A 19,389-nucleotide genomic window follows, 5' to 3' on the forward strand; every position below is an offset into this window, starting at 1 on the left:
CATCGCTGCGCCTAGGGCAGCAATGTGGGTCTCAGACATGCTGGGGTACTCCTCGATACGGAAGGGACCAATGCCCCTTGGTTGATTTGGTCAGTCCCACGGATTCGGGGGATAGGCACTTGCCCTTGTGGTGTTGGTCGAACCCGGTGATCCCGCCGAACGTCTGGTGACAGCCCGAGCAGTGGCACGTGATCAATCCGGTCCAGGTGCTCTCGCACCCGTTGCAGGCGATCACCGGTACCGCTTCATGAAAAGTGCGCGGCGTTTCTCTTCGTCCCAGCCGTGCCAAGGGGTATCGCCGTTGTCGCGGACGGTCTGGTCGTACTCAGTCCGCCCACGAAGGAATGCCTCGAAGGCTTCATCACGGTCTTCCGGGGTCTTGGACTTCCAATGCATTGCGTTGAACTTCGGCGCTGTTGGTTCTGTAGTTGTCATCCATCGCTCTCTGTTTCGGGCATGAAAAAGGCCCCGGTGATGCCGGGGCCGGTATCGGGTACTGAGCTAGACGAGTCTCAAAGTGTCTACCTCCGAGCTCTTGTCGTGGATTACCAGTCCATCGGCGATGAGGCTCTCCACGACGGCGGCGATCTCGCCTCCGGGTACTTCGGCTAGACCCTGTGCGCTCCGGGCTGGTATCGCCCCACCTTCGGATGCGATGGCGGCAAGCAACCGCTGCCGCGCCTCCTGGTGTGGTGGTGCGAACGGATCATCGCCATACGGGTCGTATTTGACCGAGGCGAAGGGATCTTCGTTCGAGTCACAGAAGTCAGGAACGAGGACATCCGTGACCTCAGTGCTGAGGTCACCCGTGTCCTCAGTCACTTGGGTGGTTGCAACTGAGGGGGAACTAACCCCCCACGGGTCGTCGTCCGCCCAGTGGCTGGACTCGGACCCGCCAAACGGGGCCGAGGACAGATCCGAGGAACCGAGGGCATCAGTGCCCTCGGTTCCCTCACGGTGAGTAGTTCCCTGATTTGTTCTCTGATTAGTTATAGAGGACACCGGTGACCTCAGTTGGCGGTCACGCATGTCCTCAGTTGCGGTCAGGGATGTCCTCAGTTCGGGTTCGACTGAGGGCATCAGTGCCCTCGGTTCTAACTCAACTGAGGGCGTGGGTGTCCTCAGTTGGTACCTGTTCGGTTGGGATTTACTTACGCCCGGCTCGACTACCGCCAGCCACTTTTTGGCGATGTTCTTGCTTATGTGCCGTCGCACCGTTCGGACATCCAACCCGGTAACCGACGCCAGCGTTCGTTGCGAGGGCCAGCACACGAGGGTGTCAAAGTCGACGTACGAGTAGAGAGCGGCCATCGTCGCTTTCGTCTCTCGAAGGTCTCTGTCTTCATTTCGGAAGTAGAGCTTCGACCACTCAAACGCGTTCACTTGCCACCGCGCACTGCGTCGAGTTCGGCATTGAGCCGTTCGACTTCCTCCCTGAGCTCTCGGTTCTTGACGCGAGTGTCCGCGCACTCCTTGCGGAGGTTTCCGATCTTCGACTGCCAGTACTTCGGCAGCTCGTGCAACTCAGCGGTTTGTTTGATCTGCATGTGATTCCTTCCAGGGAAAGGGGTATAAGAAAACCCCCGCCATCAAGGCAGGGGTTGGACCGTGTTCAGTTGTGTTAGTTGGTTTCCGCGTCTGGGATGAACGGCCTACAGACCGTTGTTGCGTCGTTCGGTGATCAGGGTGGCGATATCGAATTGGCTGCCGTCTTCCCGAAATAGCTTGCGAGCTCGGGGCATCTGGTCACGTGCTCGACCATTGAACCTGGGGTGTAGGTATACCTCCCAGATGACATTTCCCACTGCTGAACCCTGCATACCCACGATGGTGATCTCCTCGGGCTCCAGCGGGAATCCAGGCTCTATGCACGGTGCCGCACCGGCCCAGACCAACCCCTGCCGCTCGATGAACTCGCGAGCTTCCCGGTACGCCGGATAATCGTTGGTGCCCTGCATGACCCGTGGGTACACAACGTCTGCCCGGCTATCGTCACCCCAGGCGGCGAACCAGATACTTGTTGTGCCGGTATCAGTTTCGGTCACGTCGACAAGTTGTAACCTATCGGTGTTTTCCATCCATCCTCATTTCTCTCAAGCCGGAACCTGTTGTTCCAGCCAGTCTCTAAGGCCGAAAGTCCCTGTGGGGGTTACGACCTGTAGCCCTAGGGTCTCGATAGCGGAGACGAGTTTTGTCGCCCTGCGTTGATCCTGGGCGGCTTTGCGGGACCGTTCACGACGGCAGGTGCGACACATGCCCTGCACTAGGTCTTGACTGGTCTTGATCGTGTGCCCGTACGGGCAATGCCGTGTAGTCATTGGCGGGCCTTTCATACGGTTGTATGCAGCAAGGGAAAAAGGAAACCCCCGGCACCGTGCTCATGTCAGACACGGTGTCGCGGGGGATTCACCAACAGGCCAACCGGAGAGAGGCGGATGGGCCGACAGCCAGCCTGTTGGCTCGGATCGCACAGCGTCATCCGCGTGCGGCATCCAAGTCGTGGAAGTGAGAGGGCGTTCAACCCCTCCATATAGGGAATAGGCGTCCCTTTGGGGCTGGAGTGGGCGCGGAGGGTGGATCGTGACCTAACCGTTACCGGGCAAGGTTCTTTGCCCCCTCATATAGGGAATACGAGTGACCTGCGCGGGCGTACTCGGAGTACTAGGTATTCGTTACGAACTCGTGATCATCCCAGTCGGGTCACTAGGCTCTCATATAGGGAATACGCGTCGGTTGATGGTGTTTTTTCAATGAATCCCTAATCGTTATCAACCTGTTACCGGTAGTCCCGGTGCGGTAGTTGGAATTGATGCGGCTGCAGCCAGAGCTGCATGGCTAGTTGGTTCGCGCCATCGGCGGTCGCGACTTCGACAACGACCAGCGCCAACCAGCTGCCGGTATTCGTTCGTACCCAAGCGAATTGGTGTCCGGGCTGCAGGGGGTTGAAGACCAACCCGTGCTGCCGCGCCAGCGCGGGGGCTAGCGTCATCTGGTGTAGGCCCACCTCACCGCCGAACACCTGATTTGCCCGCACGAGCACGGGCCGGTTCACCTCGCGATAGATCTCGATACCTGCGGGGTTACACCAATCATCGAACACATGTTCGATATTATGACGGCTGTGTGAGCCTGTACAGCGTGTCCACGGCTCGGCCGGAGTCCATCGTGGCGTCTTCCACCTCGGCCTCATTCTCGACCTCGTGAGGGTGCGCGGACAGAAACTCTCGGACGGGCGCGTACACCTCGTCGGCCTCGCTCACGTTTAACGATCGGCGCACCTTCAGGTACGGCTGGAAGTTGATCCCAATTGCGTGAGCAGTGAACCAAGGGGCGTTCTCAATGTCGAGCTTCGGGTTCATGCGGCCTTCTCTGGTAGACGGAAGCTGTAGACGATCATGCCGCTACCGCCGTTGGCGGTCTCGGTCGTTACTTGAGACTCACCAAACAGGAACCCGAGCCATTCAAGGTGAGATGCCGAGTCGCAGTTGTCGCACAGCTCCAACCCGCCGAACTCGTCCTTTATGCAGCCGGTGCAAACAGACTCGCCGCTGGCAAGCCGCACGGCTACAACCAGCTCGGCGTCGTCAGTCTCGGGGTGGGCGTCGATAGCGTTCGCCCACTCTACGAAATTCGTTGCTTCCATTGCTCTTCCATCCTCTCTAGGTACAGCTTGTCGATCTGCCAGGTGATTACGTCACCATCCGAGTACTTCCAAAACAACTTCACTTGCACCTGGCGCAACCAGATGTTCTTGCCCTCGGTGTCTTGTCCTTCCCACCAGTCCGAGAACAGCTCTCCGGTTGGCTCCCAGGCCCAGCCCGAGGGTCTCACCGCTTCGGCCCGCAACCGGCCCTGCCGGTCTGCTAGGGCTGCGATAAGCGCGTCTAGTTGGTCCCGCTGGGGCGTCCCGGCCCTAAAAGCCGGTGTACCGATTTGACCTGTCAGGTCCACCAACTGAGCGTCGGTCTCTGACAGTTCCTCGGAATGGTCTGAACCCGAATCCCACACGCGTACATACCGTTCCCGGCCAACTAGCTCATCAAGGATCGAATCGGCGATGATCGTGTCTGCTGTATCCATCAACACCGTGCGGTTACCACACGGCTCTCTCTTCTGGGCAGAGGCGCAGCGATACCGAGGTGCCCTACCCCTGCCTGTCACGCACCGATACGCCGGTTTTCCGCAGACTCCGCAATGAATCACTTGTAATAGAAGTGACGCGCTGAGTTTCGTGGGTTCTCTGCGAGTCTTCCGGTCTTCCAGTTCCTTGGTTATCTGGTCGAATACCTCGCGGGTAAGTATCGGCTCTGATCGAACTACGGGGGATCCGTCGCTGTTTCGGACAGGCTGGCCGTCCGACACTGCATAGCCAAGCATTGTGGGGGAGGTCATCACCCTTTTCAGACCGTGTGGGGTCCAGTCGTGGCGTTGAACCTCCCGACCGCGAACCTGAGCAAACCTGTCGCGTGCAGTTAGCACCCCGCGTTCGGATAGGTCGTGAGCGATAGACCTAAGTGGCTCACCCGAGATAACCCGTTCCGCTACCTCTCCAATTACCTTGACTTGCGGCGGGTCCGGTACGAATCGCCATGTATTTCCTTGCTTTTGAGGCAAATAGCCCCATGGAGGGACGCCGCCCCGATACTTACCTAGCCGGATATTGTGCTGTGCCGCAGACGATGTGCGTTCTCGGATGCCTTCGAGTTCCATCTCGGCGACGGTGCCGATCAACGCGATCAACACCGCTGCGAACGGGGTAGTCATGTCGAAGTGCGGTTCTGTCGCTGACACCACCAGCTTGCGGTTGTCGTCGGCCCAGTTCACCAGCTTTTGGAGGTGCCGCAGGGAGCGCGTAAGCCGGTCCACTCGGAACGTCACGATCACGTCGAACGGTTCAGCCTCGTTGGCCAGCCACCGGGAGAGTTCGGGCCTCTTCCTGCGGTCGAACGGGTCCACGGCCCCCGAGACGTCAAGATCTGTCGCGGTGCCGACTTCCTCGTAACCACGATCTCGGATCAGTTCTCGACACTTCGCCAACTGTCGTACCGGGCTGGTTGTGGAGTCGGTGACGTGGCTTAGCCTTACGACTATCAAAGCTCGTTTAGCCTGGTCTTTCATAGATGTAAATGATAAACCTTCGACATTCCGAGTGAGTTCATTCCCTACCTGTTCGCCTGTTCCTCAGTGATTCTAGGCGGGCGGCTTCGGGGGGAGGTCTAAAGGGCGTTGGCCTCGATGATCGCGGTGGCGAAATCCTTGGGTGCTTCTTGCGGGACGTTGTGGCCGATTCCGTCGAGCATCCGGTGGGTGTACTTGCCGGTGAACATCTTCCGGTAGGTGGACCCGTCCTTGGCCGGCCCGTCGAAATCGCTGCCGATCGTGATGGCCGGCACGCCGATGATCGGCTTGGCCGCCAGTTTGGCCTCAATAGCGTCATAGCGCGGCTCGCCTTTGGCCAGCCCGAGTCGCCAGCGGTAGTTGTGAATGACGATGTCGACATGGTCGGGGTTGTCGAATGCCCCGGCCGAGCGGTTGTAGGTGGTGTCATCGAAGTGCCACATCGGAGAGGCGTTGTGCCAGATGAGCTCGTTGAAGTCGCGGGTGTTCTGCCGGTAGCCGCGCACGCCACGATCGGTGGAGAAGTAGTACTGGTACCACCAGCCCAGTTCCGCCTGCGGCGACAGCGGCTGCTGGTTGGCTTCCAGATTGACGATGATGTAACCGCTGACCGCCACCAGCGCTTTCACCCGCTCAGGCCAGATAGCGGCGACAACATCGGCGTTACGGGCGCCCCAGTCGAATCCACCGAGGATGGCCGACGGAATCTTCAGCGCATCCATGAAGTCGATGACATCGGTGGCGAGCGCTGCTTGTTGACCGTTGCGGAAAGTGCCGGTGGACCTGAACCGGGTGCTGCCATACCCCCGCAGATACGGCACCAGAACCCGAAATCCCTTGGCGGTCAGCAACGGCACCACATCGAGATAGCTATGAATGTCATAGGGCCAGCCGTGCAGCAGGATCACCGGCTGTCCGTCGGCCGGCCCTCATCGACGTATCCGACGTTGAGCAGTCCCGCGTCAATCTGTGTGAGCGGCGGGAACTGTGTGCGCGGTCGAGTCGTGTCGACACTGGCGCCGTTCGAGCAGGCCCCGAGGGTGGTTGCGCCGACCGCGGCGGCCAGCGCCGCCTTGGAAAATCCACGTCTGCTGATCATGTCAGGGAACCGATTCCGTGAGAGGTCTGTTGGCGTCGAGCGTCCCGGGCTGGCGACGACGTGGGACTTTACCGTGACGAGGCAACCATCCGGGGGGCCTTCGTCGTCATGCTCAACCGTTCAGACGGCGGCCCAGCCCCCATCGACGCTGAGAATCGCTCCGTGAATGTTCGAGGCATCGTCGCTGGCGAGGAAGGCAACAGCGGCGGCGACTTCCTGGGGTGTGCTCATCCGGCGAGAGGGGAGTCGCGACAGGACGGGCGCGATGTGCTCGGCGAACTCCTCCTGGCGCTCGGTAGAGATCGGCCCTGGGGCAACGGCATTCACGCGCACACCGAACGGGCCGAACTCGTCGGCCCAGCTGGTAGTGAACGAGTGGATGGCGGCCTTGCTGGCGTTGTACACGGCGGATCCACTGGCACCGCGCAGGCCCGTGATCGACCCGATGTTGACGATCGCCCCGCCACTGGCCATCTGCGGAGCGATGATGCCGGTCAGCAAGAACGGCGCGAACACGTTGACCTCGAAGGCATCTCGCAGTGTCTGCGCAGTCACCTCGCCCGTCGGGGTGGGCAGCTGCAGACTCGCGGCATTGTTCACCAGTATGTCCAGACGCCCACCGGATGCCTCGGTGGCGGTGGCGGCGGCTCGGTGTATTTCGTCTGCACCGGCCCCTAGATCGGCGGCCACAAACGCGGCACGTCCGCCGGCGACCTCGATATCGGCAACAACCGCCTCACCGTGAGATTGATTGCGGCCGCTCACGACGACAAAAGCTCCCTGCGCCGCGAGCTCCTTGGCGATGGCGACTCCGAGACCGCCTGTCGAACCGGTAACCAATGCCGAACGGCCGGACAGTCGCGTATCTTTTTGCATCATGGGTACGGATGCTCCGCTGCTCGAATTGGACCCACAAGTCCAGAACCTGACGACAAAGGGCCGGGCCACCCGCCAGCGGATCATCGAAGGCGCGGCAGCGGAAATCCGCAGCGTCGGCGTAGCGATGATCACGCTCGACGACGTCATGGCGCGCACCCAGACCTCGAAGAGCCAGCTGTTCCACTATTTTCCCGGCGGCAAGGATCAGCTGCTGCTGGCGGTGGCCGCGTTCGAGTCACAGGCCGTCCTCGACGATCAGCAGCCATACCTCGGTGAGCTCACTTCCTGGGCAGCGTGGCAACGCTGGCGCGACGCTGTGGTCGAGCGTTACCGCAGGCAAGGCGCCAGCTGCCCCATCGCGGTCCTCATGTCCGAGATCGGACGGACCACACCGGGTGCCCAGACTCTGACGGCGCGCCTCATCACCACATGGCATCAGGCGATCAGCACGGGAATCCGGTCCATGCAACGGCAGGGCAAGATTGCCGCGGCCATCGATGCCGACAGGGCCGCCGCCGCCTTGTTGGCCGGTGTTCAGGGCGGGGTCGGCATCATGCTCGCCACGGGCGACCTGTCCTATCTGGAGGCTGCGCTCGATCAGGGCATCGCCGCGCTGCACTGTCAGTGACCTGCAGCTGCAGATCGTCTATGCGACGATGACTCGATGGATGCAGCCAAGCTGTTCGTCGCCGGCGTGATCGTTGCCGGGGCCGCGCTATCCCTGTCGACTCCCGCCGGAGCAGATCCTGTGACACCGGGGCCCCCGCCCGGGCCGTCGGCTCCAGATGTGGCAGTCGCGGCCACCGCACCTGTCGGTCCGCCGCCCCCGCCGCCCGCTCAGCCATCGGTTCCTGAGGTCGCGAATCCCTCGTACGGCTCGGGATCCGGAGGTCCGCTGGGGACCATCCGCGACCTGTACCATCAGGCAAAAGACGGGCCGATGGACACGCCGGAAGGTGTCGCCGGGCGACCGGCCGGTGCGGGGCCCGCACCGCAGCTGCCCCCGGGCTATATCTCGACGAATGCCCCGGAGTCCTCGAACCCGGGGCGGATACGCGACCCCTACGCACCGGCCCCCTCGGGACCGCCGCTACCACCGGGGTATACCCCGTTGACGGGACCGCCGCCGCCCGGCTATGAACAGACCGGCCCTGCCCCGAGCAATCCGACGCCGTGAGTAGCGCCAAGGTCGCCGGGGGAGTAGTGCATACGGTGCCTGCCGATCTGCGCGCTGCACTGATCGAGAACCCCACGGCCCTGGCCCTGTGGCAGGACATCACGCCCTTGGGGCGCAACGAGTTCATCTGCTGGGTCGAGGACGCGAAGCAAGAGGCCACTCGGGAGCGCCGTATTCGGCGGACCCAAGAGGAACTCGAAGAGGGTAAGCGCCGGCCCTGCTGCTGGCCCGGGTGTAAGCACCGCGAGCGCACCGGCAAGTAGCCGCAGTAACCTCAGGCAGAGGGGACGTTATCAACGGCCAGTACGTGATTCGTCACCGTCAGCAGGAGATCGGCGCTCAGATCGATCAGCTGCTCCTTAGTGATGGCGAGATCACCGGCAAGCCAACTCGTCACACTCTCCATGAGCGCGCCGAACAACTGGACGCCCGCAAGCGTGACTCTGTGTTCCCGATCCTGCGATAGGGCTCCGGAAGCCATTCGATCCGCCTGGGCACGCATCAGGGCAATGAACATGCCGCGTATCTGAGTGCGGTGTTGGTGTGAATTGTGCGCGGGGGATTCGACAAACACCACACGCGCCTTACGCGGATCACCGGTGAGCAGATCAATGCATGCGCCCAACCCGGCACGCACGATCTGCCGTCCATCGCTCCCGGAGGCGGCGATGGCCGTGGTCATGGCCGCCAACGTCTGAGTCGCCAGCTCATCGACCAGTGCCACGAAGATCGCGTGGCGGTTCTCGAAGTGCTCATAGAAATACCGGTCATTCAGTCCCGTGGCCTGGCACAAACCCGAGACCGAGAGGCTGTTGTACCCCTGTGAACCGACAATCTCGAGCGACGCATTGAGGAGGCGCGCACGACGCTCGGCCCGTCGCTGATCCGCAGGTATCCCGCCGTAACCGCGTGTGGCCGTCATTCTCCAATTCTGGTGGAGTCCTTGCACAAAATCAACTTCTGGTGGAGACTTCCACCAGAATTGCCTCCCACTCCGGAAGGAACCCGCTCATGGCACCTCACGCAGCCACCGTCGCCCCCGCCCGCCACCCTCAAGACCGCCGTAAGGTGCCGGTGGTCGGCCTCCTGGTCAAGGCAATGTTGATCGACCCGCCAACCGACACGGAGTGGTGCACAATCGGCGCTGCCCTGAATGCGGGGGACCAGCCGATGGACGACTTGGTTGACTGGATGTACGCACAGGGGATGGACTCCACCCGAAACCTTTTCGACCAGGCAATGGCCCACGGGATCCGCAGTGTGGAGAACCCGCCCGAACCGTTGCTAACCTTCTTCACGCACATCGAAGCAACACCGGATTGGGTTGACTGGAAGCGAATTCGGTCCGGGCAGAGGTTCTTTCAGCGTGGCGGCCTCGACACGATCTTCCTGGCGCGAGATGTCCCGTTCCTGGGCGGTTTCGCCGCGTCAGGTATTAACCGGACGCTTCTTCTCACCAAGACGGGACAAAGCGGGAAAAGCGGGAGCGCCCAGCGCTTCGCCGAAACCATGCAGTGGGCACTCAGCACGATTGCCGATGACGGCTTGTCGCCGCAGGGGAGCGGCTATCAAGCGACCCTGCATGTTCGGATGATTCACGCATTCGTGCGACGGCATGTCGGAGCACTACCCGAATGGCAGGCCGAGGATTGGGGGACACCGGTCAATCAAACCGACATGGCGGCAACCATTCTCGGTGCACTTTACGTACCGGCGGTGCTGTCGCTGTCGTTCGGTATCGTCGCGACACCTCGCGAGCTGGACGGTGTTGCACACCTGACCCGATATGTGGGGTGGCTCATGGGTGTCGAGGAGCAATACCTTCCGGTGAGTTTTCGCGATGCGATGAAGCGGCTGTACCACTACCTGATGTCATTGCATCGCCCCGATGAGACCAGCCGAGCGATGGCGGTGCCGATGGCCAATGATCCACTGCATTGGCGTTACTCGAATTTCGAAGCTATCCGCCGTCGAATCGCATGGGCACAACATATTTCGATCACCACGACGTACATCGGGCGCGCGCAAATGCGCAGACTTGGGCTGCCCACCTATATGCCTCCGTGGTATCCGATGCTGCGAATCCCGGTGAACCTGCTGCGCACCGGCGCAAACTTCATACTGCCCGGCGGCCGCCTCAGGCAAGCGCGCAGCGGCTTACGCAGGCAGTACGAGTTCATGCATGCCCTTAGCGCCGAGGGGCATGCGAAGATCGGACATTCCGCCAGTTGGGTGGGGCACGCCGCCTAGCGTGTGAGGAATGGTAAGCGCGACAGTTTCAGCGGAGTCGGATGTGCCAGCAGATTTCGCCAGCCTCATGGGCCAGCTGGACCACCCGATGTACGTGGTGACCGTGCAAGGAACCGATGGCCCCTCGGGATGTCTCGTTGGTTTCGCCAGTCAGGTCAGTATCGACCCACCACTATTTCTCGTAGGGCTGTCCGAACGGAACCACACCTGGCGGGTTTCGCACGAGGCAAGCCATCTGGCAGTGCATGTGATCCCCCGGGCAAAAGGTGAGCTGGTCCACCTTTTTGGGGAGATGACGGGCGACCGCGTCGACAAGTTCGCAGCATGTTCCTGGCGCAAGGGCCCGCACGGTGCCCCGATACTGGAGGACGCGTCAGTCTGGTTTGTCGGTGAGATTGCCACACGCGTCAAGCTTGGCGACCACGTAGGGCACGTCCTGCTGGCCTCTAGTGCCGATGCCCGCGTTGCGCTCATCGTCGGGGCGATGTGGCCGCTGCTACTCGCCACCGGGTACCGAATGTTACGTACGTCGTCACGTACAAGGACGTGAGGGCGCTAACTCACATCCGCGAGCGGAACCAGCACCTACAGTGAGGTAGCGCGGTTCATGGAAGGGATTCGGTCGTGACAGACATATCCGCATTCGCCGAGCTGGTTCATCTCGATCACGGGCTGTGCGTGCTCAGCACGGTTCGGGGCGACGGCAGCATCCAATCTTCGGTGATCAATGCCGGCGTCATGCGGCATCCCCAAACTGGCGAGCCGATCGTCGCGTTGGTCGCGGCAGGGGGTACTCGCAAGCTTGACCATCTGCGGGCCGATCCGCGGGCCACCATCGTCGTGCGTGCCGGGTGGCAATGGGCAACGGTCGAGGGAACCGCGGAGATTATCGGTCCAGACGATCCGCGTCCCGGCGCCGACAGCGAGGCGCTACGCCTGTTGTTACGCAACATCTTTCAGGCGGCCGGTGGCACACATGATGACTGGGACACCTACGACCGCGTGATGGCAGAGGAACGACGCGCCGCAGTCCTCATCACGCCCCGTCGCGTCTACTCCAATCCGACGGCCGGGTAGCGGCGCTGCCGCGTCATCCGCGAATTGGCTGAATGTCCTTGGGGCCACGGCCATGTGCGGGGAGCATCAACTCGGTAGTGGCGCGCAGATGGGCACGCGCCTCGGCGGCAGTGAGTTCGTGGGAAAGCCACCGGGACGCCAGCCCCTCGGTGAGCGCATTGAGAACTAAGGCGATACTGTCGGCGTCCACGGCTTCGGATACCTCACCGATGTTCTGAGCAGCTCGGATGGCGGCGGCGGTTTCGTGCGTCCACTCTTCGGATGTTCGTGCAAGAGGTTCGCGCAGGGGTTCCTCGTAGACCGCCGAAGCACGTAACTCGTTCCATACCAACGAGTTCTCCACCACCGCAGCGGAATCCTGGATCTCTCCGAGAATATGCTCAATAAGCTGGCCCCGTGATACTCCGGAACCGCTGGCGGCCTGCCGGTACGCGCGTGCCTGGTCATTGATATAGGTGAGGGCCGCCGCGAGCAGGCCATCACGGTCCTTGAAGTGGTAGTAGAGCAGACCCGACGACACCCCAGCCACCCGTGCGACATCGCTGACACGCAGGCCCCGGACACCGTTTTCGGCGATAGCGGTGGCACTGGCTTGCAGGATCGCTTCCTGTCGACTGATCACCCGACACACTTCCTTGCGCTCTGGAGAGGCTGTTGCTGGGTGATGCAGTGGATACCACCGCCCCGCGCGAAGATCTCGCGTGCATCTACAGTCACTACCGCGCGGCCCGGATATTCCTCGGCGAGAATGGCTTTAGCGATGTCGTCTGCCGGATCACCGAACCGGCAGGCGATCACGCCGTCATTGACCACAAGATGGTTGATGTAGCTGTAGTCCACCCAGCCCTCGCTGTCACGCAGCACGTCCGGCGCCGGGACTTGCGTTATCTCCCATGGCTTTCCCTGGGCGTCGTGACTCTGTGCCAGTAGCTCGATGATCTCCTTGGTGACCTCATGGTCCGGGTGTGTGGCGTTGTTCTGTGTGTGTATCAGCAGCCGTCCCGGCGATGGGATGGCGACCACAATGTCGACGTGGCCATTCGTGCCGAACCGCTGCGCGTCACGAGTCAGGCCGCGCGGCAGCCAGATCACATGCCGCGCGCCGATCGTGCGCGCCAGCTCCGCTTCCACTGCGAGCTTGTCCAGCCCAGGGTTACGGGCGGGATCGAGCTGCACCGTCTCGGTCACTAGTACCGTGCCTTCACCATCAACCTGGATGCCCCCGCCCTCATTGACCAAGGAGGAGGAGATAATTTCCGCCCCGGCGAGCTGACCGACATGCCCGCCGATGTGCGCGTCTTTGTCCCAGCGCGCCCAGTCACGGGCACCCCATCCGTTGAACACCCAGTCCACCGCGCCCAGGCCACCGTCTGCCCTGCGCACAAAGGTGGGGCCGATGTCCCTCATCCAGGCATCATCGAGCGGCGCCTCGAATACCTCGATCTCCCGTGATAGGTAGGTACGCGCCGCCGCGCGATCGGCCGGGTCAACGATCATCGAGACCGGTTCGAAGTCGAGGATGGTGTGCGCGACCGCGGCCCATGCGATGCGCGCCTCGTGCGTGGACTCCGCGTTCTCGAAGACGGTCGCCCCCTGCGACGGAAATGCCATCCAGATACGTTCCTGCCGGGCGGTTTCCGGCGGCATGAGCCAGGTCATGACGCGTGCGACCCGTAGGGATTGGCCGTATCGACAGGTGCGGTAAGCCGGGTGTAGGTGTCGGGTCGACGGGTCATGTTGAACGGGAACAGATCCAGCCAATCTTGGCGCTGCTCCAGATCCAGATCTGCCACCAATACCGCCGCCGCATCGCGCGGCGCCTGCACGAGAACCCGGCCGTACGGATCGGAAATGAACGAGGAACCATAGAAGTTCACACTTCCCTCATCGCCAAAACGGTTGGGCACGATCATGAATGTCCCTGCGGTAATCCCGTTTCCCACGATCACGTGCTGCCAGAGCGGCTGTGTGTCAAAGGCCGGAAAGGCCGGTTCGGAACCGATCGCTGTCGGATAGACCAGGATCTCCGCGCCGGCCAGCGAGTACATCCGCGAGACCTCGGGAAACCACTCGTCCCAACAGGTGGGCATCCCGACCGCGGCATCACCAAGTTCGGCCACGCGGTACAGCGGATATGGGTCATCCGCGGGTCCTGCGCGAAAGTACGTGTCCTCGTAATAGCCGGCGGTCACAGGAATGTGCAGTTTCCGAGTGCGCCCGACGAGCTCACCGCCGGGGGATACCAGGATGGCGGTGTTGTAGCCGAGCCCATCAACGTCATCCGCACGCTCGTACAGGGACGCATGTACCAGCACGCCGTTCTCCTTCGCGGCCTGTGCGGAGAAGGAGAACGTGGGCCCCGACAGCAGCTCCTCGGCACGAGCACCCGGGTTCGCACCTGCCCGTACATCCGCGGGGTAGCGGGAAAGCGTCAGCTCCGGCAGGAACACGGCCTTCGCGCCCTCGTCGGCGGCCAGTCGGATGCCGTCGGAGAGTTGGTCGCGCAGGTGCTGCGGATCGGCGAGCCAGCGGTGCTGCACCAGACCCACACGGAGCGCTGCTCGCCGTGACTCGCGTACGCGCGCCGGCGAGCTTGGCGGTGTGAACGCGGTTTCGACGACAAATCCCGACTCGGGCATTGCTTACCTCCTGGGCTGGATGACAGCGAGGGTAGAACAAACTGAAAATTCAGTCAAGATTGGGTGTTGTGCGGGTATGCCCGGCCAGTGCCGATAGAGCCCTAGTCGGCCAGTACCACGAGGGGCTTGTCCTTGTCGACGACGTAGGTCGCGAGTTCCGAACCTTCGTCGGTGCCGACATTGCGGACCGTATGGAAGGTCTCGGCGGGGACGAACAGTGCATCGCCGGCCGTGACGGTCTTGGAGCCCTGACCATCGATGTCGTAGACCAGCGTGCCCTTGAGCACGTAGATGATCTCCTCACCTGGATGCTTGTGCCGGGCGGCTTCGGCTCCGGGCTGAAAATCGACACGTGTCTGCAGGGACTCACGGCCAGGGATGCTCAGATCGTGACGCTGTAAGTCGGTGCGGCTCACCGGCTCACGTTCGGATTGCACCGTCGACGACCCGCACGACACAGTGAGGGTGACAAGGCCCGCGCACGCAGCGAGTGACACCCGCGCGATCACGTCCCGGTATTCGGGGCGACGCTGCAGACTGCGCTGCTCCATCATCGGGATGCTCGAGCCCAGGAACATCCCCAACATGCCCGCGGCGCCGAGGCACAGCCACCACGCGTCCGCGGGGGAGACCGCTATGCCGAAGAGCGCCAGGGGAAGCCAGAAACTGAACTCTCCGAATTAGTTTGGATGCCGCGACCACGACCACAGGCCACGGTCCATCACCTCGCCGGGGCGACGGGTCCGGGCAAACCGCACCAGACAAGCCACGCGGCGCCCACGCACACGGCGATGAGGTATGCGATGCCCACCAACGCCAATGATTGCCGCTTGCCCCGCGTGGCGGTCGCGCCCTCAGCGTTCATGCTGGGTGTCTCCTGCCCGAAGCAGCGCGACAAGAAAGTCGGAGTCAGCGGCGAAGGGCCGCAAGTCCCAAGTGGACAGCAGAAGATCCGGGATGAGGCCGGCCTCGCCCGCATCGCCGAGGAACTGGGTGAACTCGTAGTCACGGCCGGCCCCGAAGCCGATCACCGCGCGGCCGTCGCTCGTCAGGTGCGTACGCAGCCGAGTCAATACCTGAACGCGGGTGCTCGGGGCAAGAAATGCCATCACGTTGCCGGCCGACACGATGACGTCGAATGGCTCGGCGATACCGCGCGAGGGCAGGTCGAGATCGGTGAGATCACCAACAATCCAACGCGATCCGGGATGGTCCTGCTCGGCCGCCTCGATGAGCACGGGGTCGACGTCGACACCGGTCACATGGTGACCGGCCGCCGCCAGAAATCCGCCCACCCGGCCGGAGCCGCACCCGGCATCGAGGATGCGGGCACCCCGCGGCACCATCGCATCCACGAGGCGAGCCTCGCCCGCTAAATCGGCGCCCTCACGTGCCAACGCGCGAAAGCGCTCGATGTACCAATGCGAATGGTGTGGATCGGTCGCAACTTTTTGCATCCAGAGGCTCTGCTCAACCATGCAGCCATTGTCGCAAGTGAATGTCGCGTCGCAGATCAGGCCACAGGAATGCATGGTTCAACCCCGGCGGGTCACCGATTCCGGTGCTAATCTCAATTCGAGCCCCGCACGTTGTTGCGACGAAGAGGGGGTACGGAATGCCTTACAGCGCATGTGTCACAGCGGTATTGGTGGCAGCGGTGGCCTTGGCCGCGCCGGCCAGGGCCGAACCCCCGTGCCAGTTCTCGGGAGGCATGGGCCCCGATGCCGCGTGTACACAAAGTACCGATGATGACCTTTCACCGTGGATGTGGGCAGACGACGACGGATTTGGGTACGGGTTTGGCGCACCCGGCTATGGCTGGCGCTGATCCGGACGGCGGTACTACACCAGGCCGAAGTAGCCGAACATTCCCGCCACGGCGACCACGATCAAGGGATTCATCTTCGTAATGACGAAGATGAGCGTGCAGATACCGGTCAGCGTGTACGCACGCCAATCGTGATCCGCCGCGCGACTCATCACCAGTGAAGTTGCCAGGATCAGCCCAACGGTCAGCGGCGCCAGGCCTCTCTCCATCGCGATGCGCCATTTCGATTTCTGCGCCCGCTGCCAGAATCGCGTCACCGCGTACACCAGCGATGCGGCGGGAAACACCATGGCGACCGTCGCGACGACTCCGCCGAGAATGCCCCCCGCGACGCCACCGGCCGAAAGCCCGGCGGCATACCCGACCATCGCCACGATCAGAATGCTCGGGCCCGGTGTGGTCTGGGAAATCGAAAAGATGTCGGCGAACTGCGAATTGGTCAACCAGTGTTCGCCGCTTACTGAGCGCAGGTGCATCTCGGGCAGCACCGCATTGCCGCCGCCGATGGACATCAGCGAGAGAGATCCGAACAACACCACCAACTGCCAGTAGGTGCTCATGCGGACACCTTCCTGGGCCACGCCCAGAAGAGAGCCAGCGGTGCGAGCAGTGCCAGTGTGACCAGCAACGGCCAGCGCATCAATCCGTTGAGCGCGAAGCTGGCGGTGAACAAGAGAACCGGTATCGCACCGGTCAGGCACATGCGGCCTGTCTTGATCACCATTGCCAGGGTGAGTGCCACGGCGGCCGCCGAGGCGCCATGCAGCACGCCTTTGACCGCGGGCACTTCCTTGAAGCGAAAGTAGAAGTAGGACACCGTCAACACGAGGACCAGCGGTATCAGGCATAGGCCTACGACCGCCGCGGCGGCACCCGGTGCACCACGCATCTTGGTGCCGACAAAGACGGCCATGTTGATCTGGTTGGCGCCCGGAAGGATTCGGCACATCGTCATCGCGGACAAGAACTCCTCTTCGCCCAGCCACTTCCTTTCGACGACGAGCACCTCCCGCGACCACGCCGAAAGGCCGCCCCCGAACGAGGCGAGCGCGATGTGGTTGAACGTCCAGGCCAACCGAAACAGGGACACGCGCGGCAGTGGGGGAGGGTCATCCCTGTTACTCATGCATCAATTCCGGATCGTGCGGGAAGTCGTCCTCGTGGTGTTGGTATGAATCGAGCGGATCCGGCGGGTCATATTGATGCGACAGGTCCCAGTCAGCGTTGAACACGTCCTGCAACCGGGCGACCACCAGTTCATCGGTGATCGTGATCCCAAGTTCGCGGCGCAGATCGAAGGCGCTGCGATCGATGTTCATCGAGCCCACCAGGGCCTGAGCGTTGTCGACGACGAGCAGCTTGGCGTGCACCCTCAGGTTCTTCTGCTTGTGCACCTTTACCCCGATGCGGCGCAGTGTCCGGAGCGACGCGAACGTGTCGAGGATGTCCCATTCGCTGATGCCGTGTCTGCCTCCGCACAGCACACGCACCCGGACACCTCGGTCCACAGCTGCGGCGACACGGTCCAGGATGACCGCATCGACGTACTTCGGATGTTGGATGTCGAGCCGCTGATCGGCCGCGTCGATGAACTCCGCCATGTGGTAGCGAGAGTTCGCATTGCTCCACAACAGCCCCTCGAAGACCGACGGCACCCAGTCCCGGTGCTCCCAATCGGCCTCGAACACCTCGACGATCTGTCTGACATGGCTGGGCACCACCGTGATGACGCCGTAGTCGCGAGTCCGCGTGAAGTACTTCTCACAGAGATTGAAGGTGGCCACCAGCGCCGCCTTGTTGTCAGCGACTATCGACTTCTCGTGTGTCACATAGAATTTCGGACTAGACCAGGCGACCTTCACTCCGGCCGCGGAGAGCGTCTCGAACGTGTCGTCGTTGGCGCGGTCACCTCCGGAACGTTGCGGGTTGAGCATCACGCGGACATCAACACCTGCCCGACAACGGCCGATCACTGCCCCAATGAGGCTTTCCTCGGTGAAGGTGAATTGTTTGATGAGAAGCGATGTCTCTGCGCTCTCAATGAACTCGCGAACGGGTTCCAGGCCGTCATTCGGCTGGACGATCAGGCGAGGCGTGAGGGGGAGCACAAGAGCAGAAGCTAGCACCAAGATCGCGCATTGTTCTGCCATTCACATGAACACTTCGATCGGGGCTCGCAACGTTATTGAACCCCAACGTAACTGGCGCCGCCGTCAGGGCATAGCCACCCTGTGCGCAGTGCGCTGCTGGACTGGCTTCCGACGGATCCGAGACTTGAGAGCCATGGCACGCTTCTCCACCACAAACCAGCTGAGTGCGGCAAGCGGAAGGGTGGCTGCTGTGGCAAGAAGAAAGAATAAAAACGGGTTCAACCGGGCAAGCCCGAGACCGGCCAGCAACTGCTGGATTGGGAATGCGTAGATGTAGACACCGTACGAAAGGTCGTTGCGCAGACGCGTTTTGCGGATCAGAGCGCCGGAAGCAATGACCGCGTAGGCCAGCGGCAAGGCGCCGATGACTCGGTAGTTTTGCGTGAATCCCGATGCAGCGACAATGGCGACGCTCAACGCGACCAGCGACCACCGGGCCGGCACCTGGTCTTGGTACTGGTAGAGCATGGCACCCGCAAGAAACACGACGAAGAATCGGGCCAACACCTGCGGCCAGCTGTACAGCGGTGGAGTGTACGAAACGTAGGCCGCCCAGATTATCGCCACGACGAACAGCGTCGGAATAACCCAGCGGCGCTTCAGAAGGCCGACAATGCCAAGCACGGAGACCATGACATCGCAGAGCAGAACGAAGAACAGTGTCCAGATGGATCCGTTCCAGACGCCCGGATACGGCACATCGGTAGGCGTGCCGTCGATATCGAAATAGGCCACGTTGAGCAGGGCGTTGTTGACGACATACGCGAGCTCCGACGAGAAGCTCACTGTGGAGTGCTGGATCTTGGCGGCGATCGGAGCTATGACGAAGGCGACCACGAGCAGACATACCCACAGGCCCGGGAAGATTCGCAATATGCGGGATGCCCAGTACTCCTTGAGATACGGACGACGCATCCAGGCGGCGGTGATGAGAAACCCGGAGATGACGAAGAATCCATCGGCAAATATATTGCTGAGCAGACGCACCGCTGGTGCGTAGTCAATCTGGCGACCGGTAAGGGGCCAGGAATGGTAGAGGATCACTCCGATCGCCAGAACGAGACGCCACATGGTCAGAGCATTGTGGTGTCTATCGAATACCTGTCCAAGCTTCATAACTCCCCGAGGCCCTGACGCTGTGCTTTTACTTGTGCGAATAAACATACTGCACA

Annotated in this window: 27 protein-coding genes and 3 pseudogenes; 7 read left to right on the forward strand and 23 right to left on the reverse strand. The window is 62.0% G+C overall.

Annotation, left to right across the window (positions count from 1 at the left end):
• Window positions 1-231 precede the first annotated feature (231 nt).
• The 11 genes and pseudogenes from B4383_RS26530 to B4383_RS25170 form a co-directional block, all read right to left on the reverse strand.
• Complete coding sequence (locus B4383_RS26530; protein WP_139361049.1) at window positions 232-435, reverse strand: hypothetical protein; 204 nt, start codon at window positions 433-435, stop codon at window positions 232-234.
• Window positions 436-501: 66 nt separating this feature from the next.
• Complete coding sequence (locus B4383_RS27325; RefSeq protein WP_286150769.1) at window positions 502-822, reverse strand: hypothetical protein; 321 nt, start codon at window positions 820-822, stop codon at window positions 502-504.
• A 384-nt stretch (window positions 823-1,206) separates the two neighbouring features.
• Window positions 1,207-1,311 (reverse strand): annotated as a pseudogene (locus B4383_RS27495) (helix-turn-helix domain-containing protein); the annotation flags it as partial.
• A gap of 68 nt (window positions 1,312-1,379) precedes the next feature.
• Window positions 1,380-1,547, reverse strand: a complete 168-nt coding sequence (locus tag B4383_RS26855; RefSeq protein ID WP_176138432.1) for a hypothetical protein — start codon at window positions 1,545-1,547, stop codon at window positions 1,380-1,382.
• Between the two features lie 105 nt (window positions 1,548-1,652).
• On the reverse strand, window positions 1,653-2,045 hold the full coding sequence (locus tag B4383_RS25140; RefSeq protein ID WP_286150771.1) for a hypothetical protein: 393 nt from the start codon (window positions 2,043-2,045) through the stop codon (window positions 1,653-1,655).
• A gap of 731 nt (window positions 2,046-2,776) precedes the next feature.
• Window positions 2,777-3,100, reverse strand: a complete 324-nt coding sequence (locus B4383_RS25145) for a hypothetical protein (RefSeq protein ID WP_078294481.1) — start codon at window positions 3,098-3,100, stop codon at window positions 2,777-2,779.
• A 10-nt stretch (window positions 3,101-3,110) separates the two neighbouring features.
• On the reverse strand, window positions 3,111-3,359 hold the full coding sequence (locus B4383_RS25150) for a hypothetical protein (protein ID WP_078294484.1): 249 nt from the start codon (window positions 3,357-3,359) through the stop codon (window positions 3,111-3,113).
• A complete protein-coding gene (locus tag B4383_RS25155) occupies window positions 3,356-3,643 on the reverse strand; it encodes a hypothetical protein (RefSeq protein WP_078294486.1) in 288 nt (95 codons plus the stop codon). Before B4383_RS25155 ends, B4383_RS25150 begins: the two co-directional genes overlap by 4 nt.
• On the reverse strand, window positions 3,622-5,118 hold the full coding sequence (locus B4383_RS25160) for a recombinase family protein (RefSeq protein ID WP_078294488.1): 1,497 nt from the start codon (window positions 5,116-5,118) through the stop codon (window positions 3,622-3,624). Before B4383_RS25160 ends, B4383_RS25155 begins: the two co-directional genes overlap by 22 nt.
• Window positions 5,119-5,216: 98 nt before the next feature.
• Window positions 5,217-6,217 (reverse strand): annotated as a pseudogene (locus tag B4383_RS25165) (alpha/beta hydrolase).
• A gap of 120 nt (window positions 6,218-6,337) precedes the next feature.
• A complete protein-coding gene (locus B4383_RS25170; RefSeq protein WP_078294491.1) occupies window positions 6,338-7,096 on the reverse strand; it encodes a glucose 1-dehydrogenase in 759 nt (252 codons plus the stop codon).
• Between B4383_RS25170 and B4383_RS25175 the strand changes: the two genes are divergently transcribed.
• Genes B4383_RS25175 through B4383_RS25185 form a run of 3 tightly spaced genes read left to right on the forward strand, consistent with a single transcriptional unit; the run spans window position 7,095 to window position 8,536 of the window.
• Entirely contained in the window at window positions 7,095-7,724 is a 630-nt protein-coding gene (locus tag B4383_RS25175; protein WP_139361050.1) for a TetR/AcrR family transcriptional regulator, read from the forward strand. The two genes, B4383_RS25170 and B4383_RS25175, sit on opposite strands and share 2 nt — an antisense overlap.
• A gap of 36 nt (window positions 7,725-7,760) precedes the next feature.
• Entirely contained in the window at window positions 7,761-8,273 is a 513-nt protein-coding gene (locus tag B4383_RS25180) for a hypothetical protein (RefSeq protein ID WP_078294493.1), read from the forward strand.
• Window positions 8,270-8,536 carry a YdeI/OmpD-associated family protein gene (locus B4383_RS25185; RefSeq protein ID WP_078294495.1) on the forward strand — a complete coding sequence of 89 codons (267 nt, stop codon included), beginning with the start codon at window positions 8,270-8,272 and terminating at the stop codon, window positions 8,534-8,536. The genes B4383_RS25180 and B4383_RS25185 overlap by 4 nt, the downstream gene beginning before the upstream one ends.
• A gap of 11 nt (window positions 8,537-8,547) precedes the next feature.
• On the opposite strand, the gene B4383_RS25190 is transcribed toward B4383_RS25185, so the two are convergent.
• Window positions 8,548-9,195, reverse strand: a complete 648-nt coding sequence (locus tag B4383_RS25190) for a TetR/AcrR family transcriptional regulator (protein WP_078294498.1) — start codon at window positions 9,193-9,195, stop codon at window positions 8,548-8,550.
• A gap of 89 nt (window positions 9,196-9,284) precedes the next feature.
• Between B4383_RS25190 and B4383_RS25195 the strand changes: the two genes are divergently transcribed.
• The 3 genes from B4383_RS25195 to B4383_RS25205 all read left to right on the forward strand — a co-directional run bounded on the left by B4383_RS25195 (window position 9,285) and on the right by B4383_RS25205 (window position 11,600).
• Complete coding sequence (locus B4383_RS25195; RefSeq protein WP_078294500.1) at window positions 9,285-10,523, forward strand: oxygenase MpaB family protein; 1,239 nt, start codon at window positions 9,285-9,287, stop codon at window positions 10,521-10,523.
• A 10-nt stretch (window positions 10,524-10,533) separates the two neighbouring features.
• The gene (locus tag B4383_RS25200; RefSeq protein WP_353615639.1) at window positions 10,534-11,073 is read left to right on the forward strand and encodes a flavin reductase family protein; all 540 of its coding nucleotides are present in this window, start codon (window positions 10,534-10,536) and stop codon (window positions 11,071-11,073) included.
• Between the two features lie 74 nt (window positions 11,074-11,147).
• Complete coding sequence (locus B4383_RS25205; RefSeq protein WP_078294502.1) at window positions 11,148-11,600, forward strand: TIGR03618 family F420-dependent PPOX class oxidoreductase; 453 nt, start codon at window positions 11,148-11,150, stop codon at window positions 11,598-11,600.
• Window positions 11,601-11,613: 13 nt separating this feature from the next.
• Here the strand turns inward: B4383_RS25205 and B4383_RS25210 are convergent, their stop codons facing one another.
• From B4383_RS25210 to B4383_RS25230, 7 genes and pseudogenes are all read right to left on the reverse strand, one after another.
• The gene (locus tag B4383_RS25210; protein WP_078294505.1) at window positions 11,614-12,222 is read right to left on the reverse strand and encodes a TetR/AcrR family transcriptional regulator; all 609 of its coding nucleotides are present in this window, start codon (window positions 12,220-12,222) and stop codon (window positions 11,614-11,616) included.
• Window positions 12,219-13,259 (reverse strand): agmatine deiminase family protein, encoded by a 1,041-nt coding sequence (locus B4383_RS25215; RefSeq protein WP_078294507.1) that lies wholly within the window; start codon window positions 13,257-13,259, stop codon window positions 12,219-12,221. The genes B4383_RS25210 and B4383_RS25215 overlap by 4 nt, the downstream gene beginning before the upstream one ends.
• Window positions 13,256-14,239: a nitrilase-related carbon-nitrogen hydrolase gene (locus B4383_RS25220; protein WP_078294509.1), complete on the reverse strand. Its 984-nt coding sequence runs from the start codon at window positions 14,237-14,239 to the stop codon at window positions 13,256-13,258. The genes B4383_RS25215 and B4383_RS25220 overlap by 4 nt, the downstream gene beginning before the upstream one ends.
• A 101-nt stretch (window positions 14,240-14,340) precedes the next feature.
• Window positions 14,341-14,748 carry a cupin domain-containing protein gene (locus B4383_RS25225; RefSeq protein ID WP_176138435.1) on the reverse strand — a complete coding sequence of 136 codons (408 nt, stop codon included), beginning with the start codon at window positions 14,746-14,748 and terminating at the stop codon, window positions 14,341-14,343.
• Window positions 14,731-14,979 (reverse strand): annotated as a pseudogene (locus tag B4383_RS26535) (DUF1295 domain-containing protein); the annotation flags it as partial. The gene B4383_RS25225 and the pseudogene B4383_RS26535, both read right to left, overlap by 18 nt.
• Window positions 14,961-15,104, reverse strand: a complete 144-nt coding sequence (locus B4383_RS26860; protein WP_176138431.1) for a hypothetical protein — start codon at window positions 15,102-15,104, stop codon at window positions 14,961-14,963. The gene B4383_RS26860 and the pseudogene B4383_RS26535, both read right to left, overlap by 19 nt.
• A complete protein-coding gene (locus B4383_RS25230) occupies window positions 15,094-15,717 on the reverse strand; it encodes a class I SAM-dependent methyltransferase (protein WP_078294527.1) in 624 nt (207 codons plus the stop codon). Before B4383_RS25230 ends, B4383_RS26860 begins: the two co-directional genes overlap by 11 nt.
• 137 nt (window positions 15,718-15,854) lie before the next feature.
• Here B4383_RS25230 and B4383_RS25235 point away from each other — a divergent pair, with 137 nt between their 5' ends.
• Window positions 15,855-16,067 (forward strand): hypothetical protein, encoded by a 213-nt coding sequence (locus B4383_RS25235; RefSeq protein ID WP_078294512.1) that lies wholly within the window; start codon window positions 15,855-15,857, stop codon window positions 16,065-16,067.
• 14 nt (window positions 16,068-16,081) lie between these two features.
• Here the strand turns inward: B4383_RS25235 and B4383_RS25240 are convergent, their stop codons facing one another.
• The 4 genes from B4383_RS25240 to B4383_RS25255 form a co-directional block, all read right to left on the reverse strand.
• Entirely contained in the window at window positions 16,082-16,627 is a 546-nt protein-coding gene (locus B4383_RS25240; RefSeq protein WP_078294529.1) for a chromate transporter, read from the reverse strand.
• Window positions 16,624-17,193: a chromate transporter gene (locus B4383_RS25245; protein ID WP_078294515.1), complete on the reverse strand. Its 570-nt coding sequence runs from the start codon at window positions 17,191-17,193 to the stop codon at window positions 16,624-16,626. Before B4383_RS25245 ends, B4383_RS25240 begins: the two co-directional genes overlap by 4 nt.
• Entirely contained in the window at window positions 17,186-18,175 is a 990-nt protein-coding gene (locus B4383_RS25250) for a phospholipase D-like domain-containing protein (protein WP_078294531.1), read from the reverse strand. The genes B4383_RS25245 and B4383_RS25250 overlap by 8 nt, the downstream gene beginning before the upstream one ends.
• A 105-nt stretch (window positions 18,176-18,280) precedes the next feature.
• Window positions 18,281-19,333: an acyltransferase gene (locus tag B4383_RS25255; protein ID WP_078294517.1), complete on the reverse strand. Its 1,053-nt coding sequence runs from the start codon at window positions 19,331-19,333 to the stop codon at window positions 18,281-18,283.
• Window positions 19,334-19,389 lie beyond the last annotated feature (56 nt).

Origin of the sequence: Mycobacterium sp. D16R24, assembly GCF_002013385.1 — a bacterium.
GTDB lineage: Bacteria > Actinomycetota > Actinomycetes > Mycobacteriales > Mycobacteriaceae > Mycobacterium.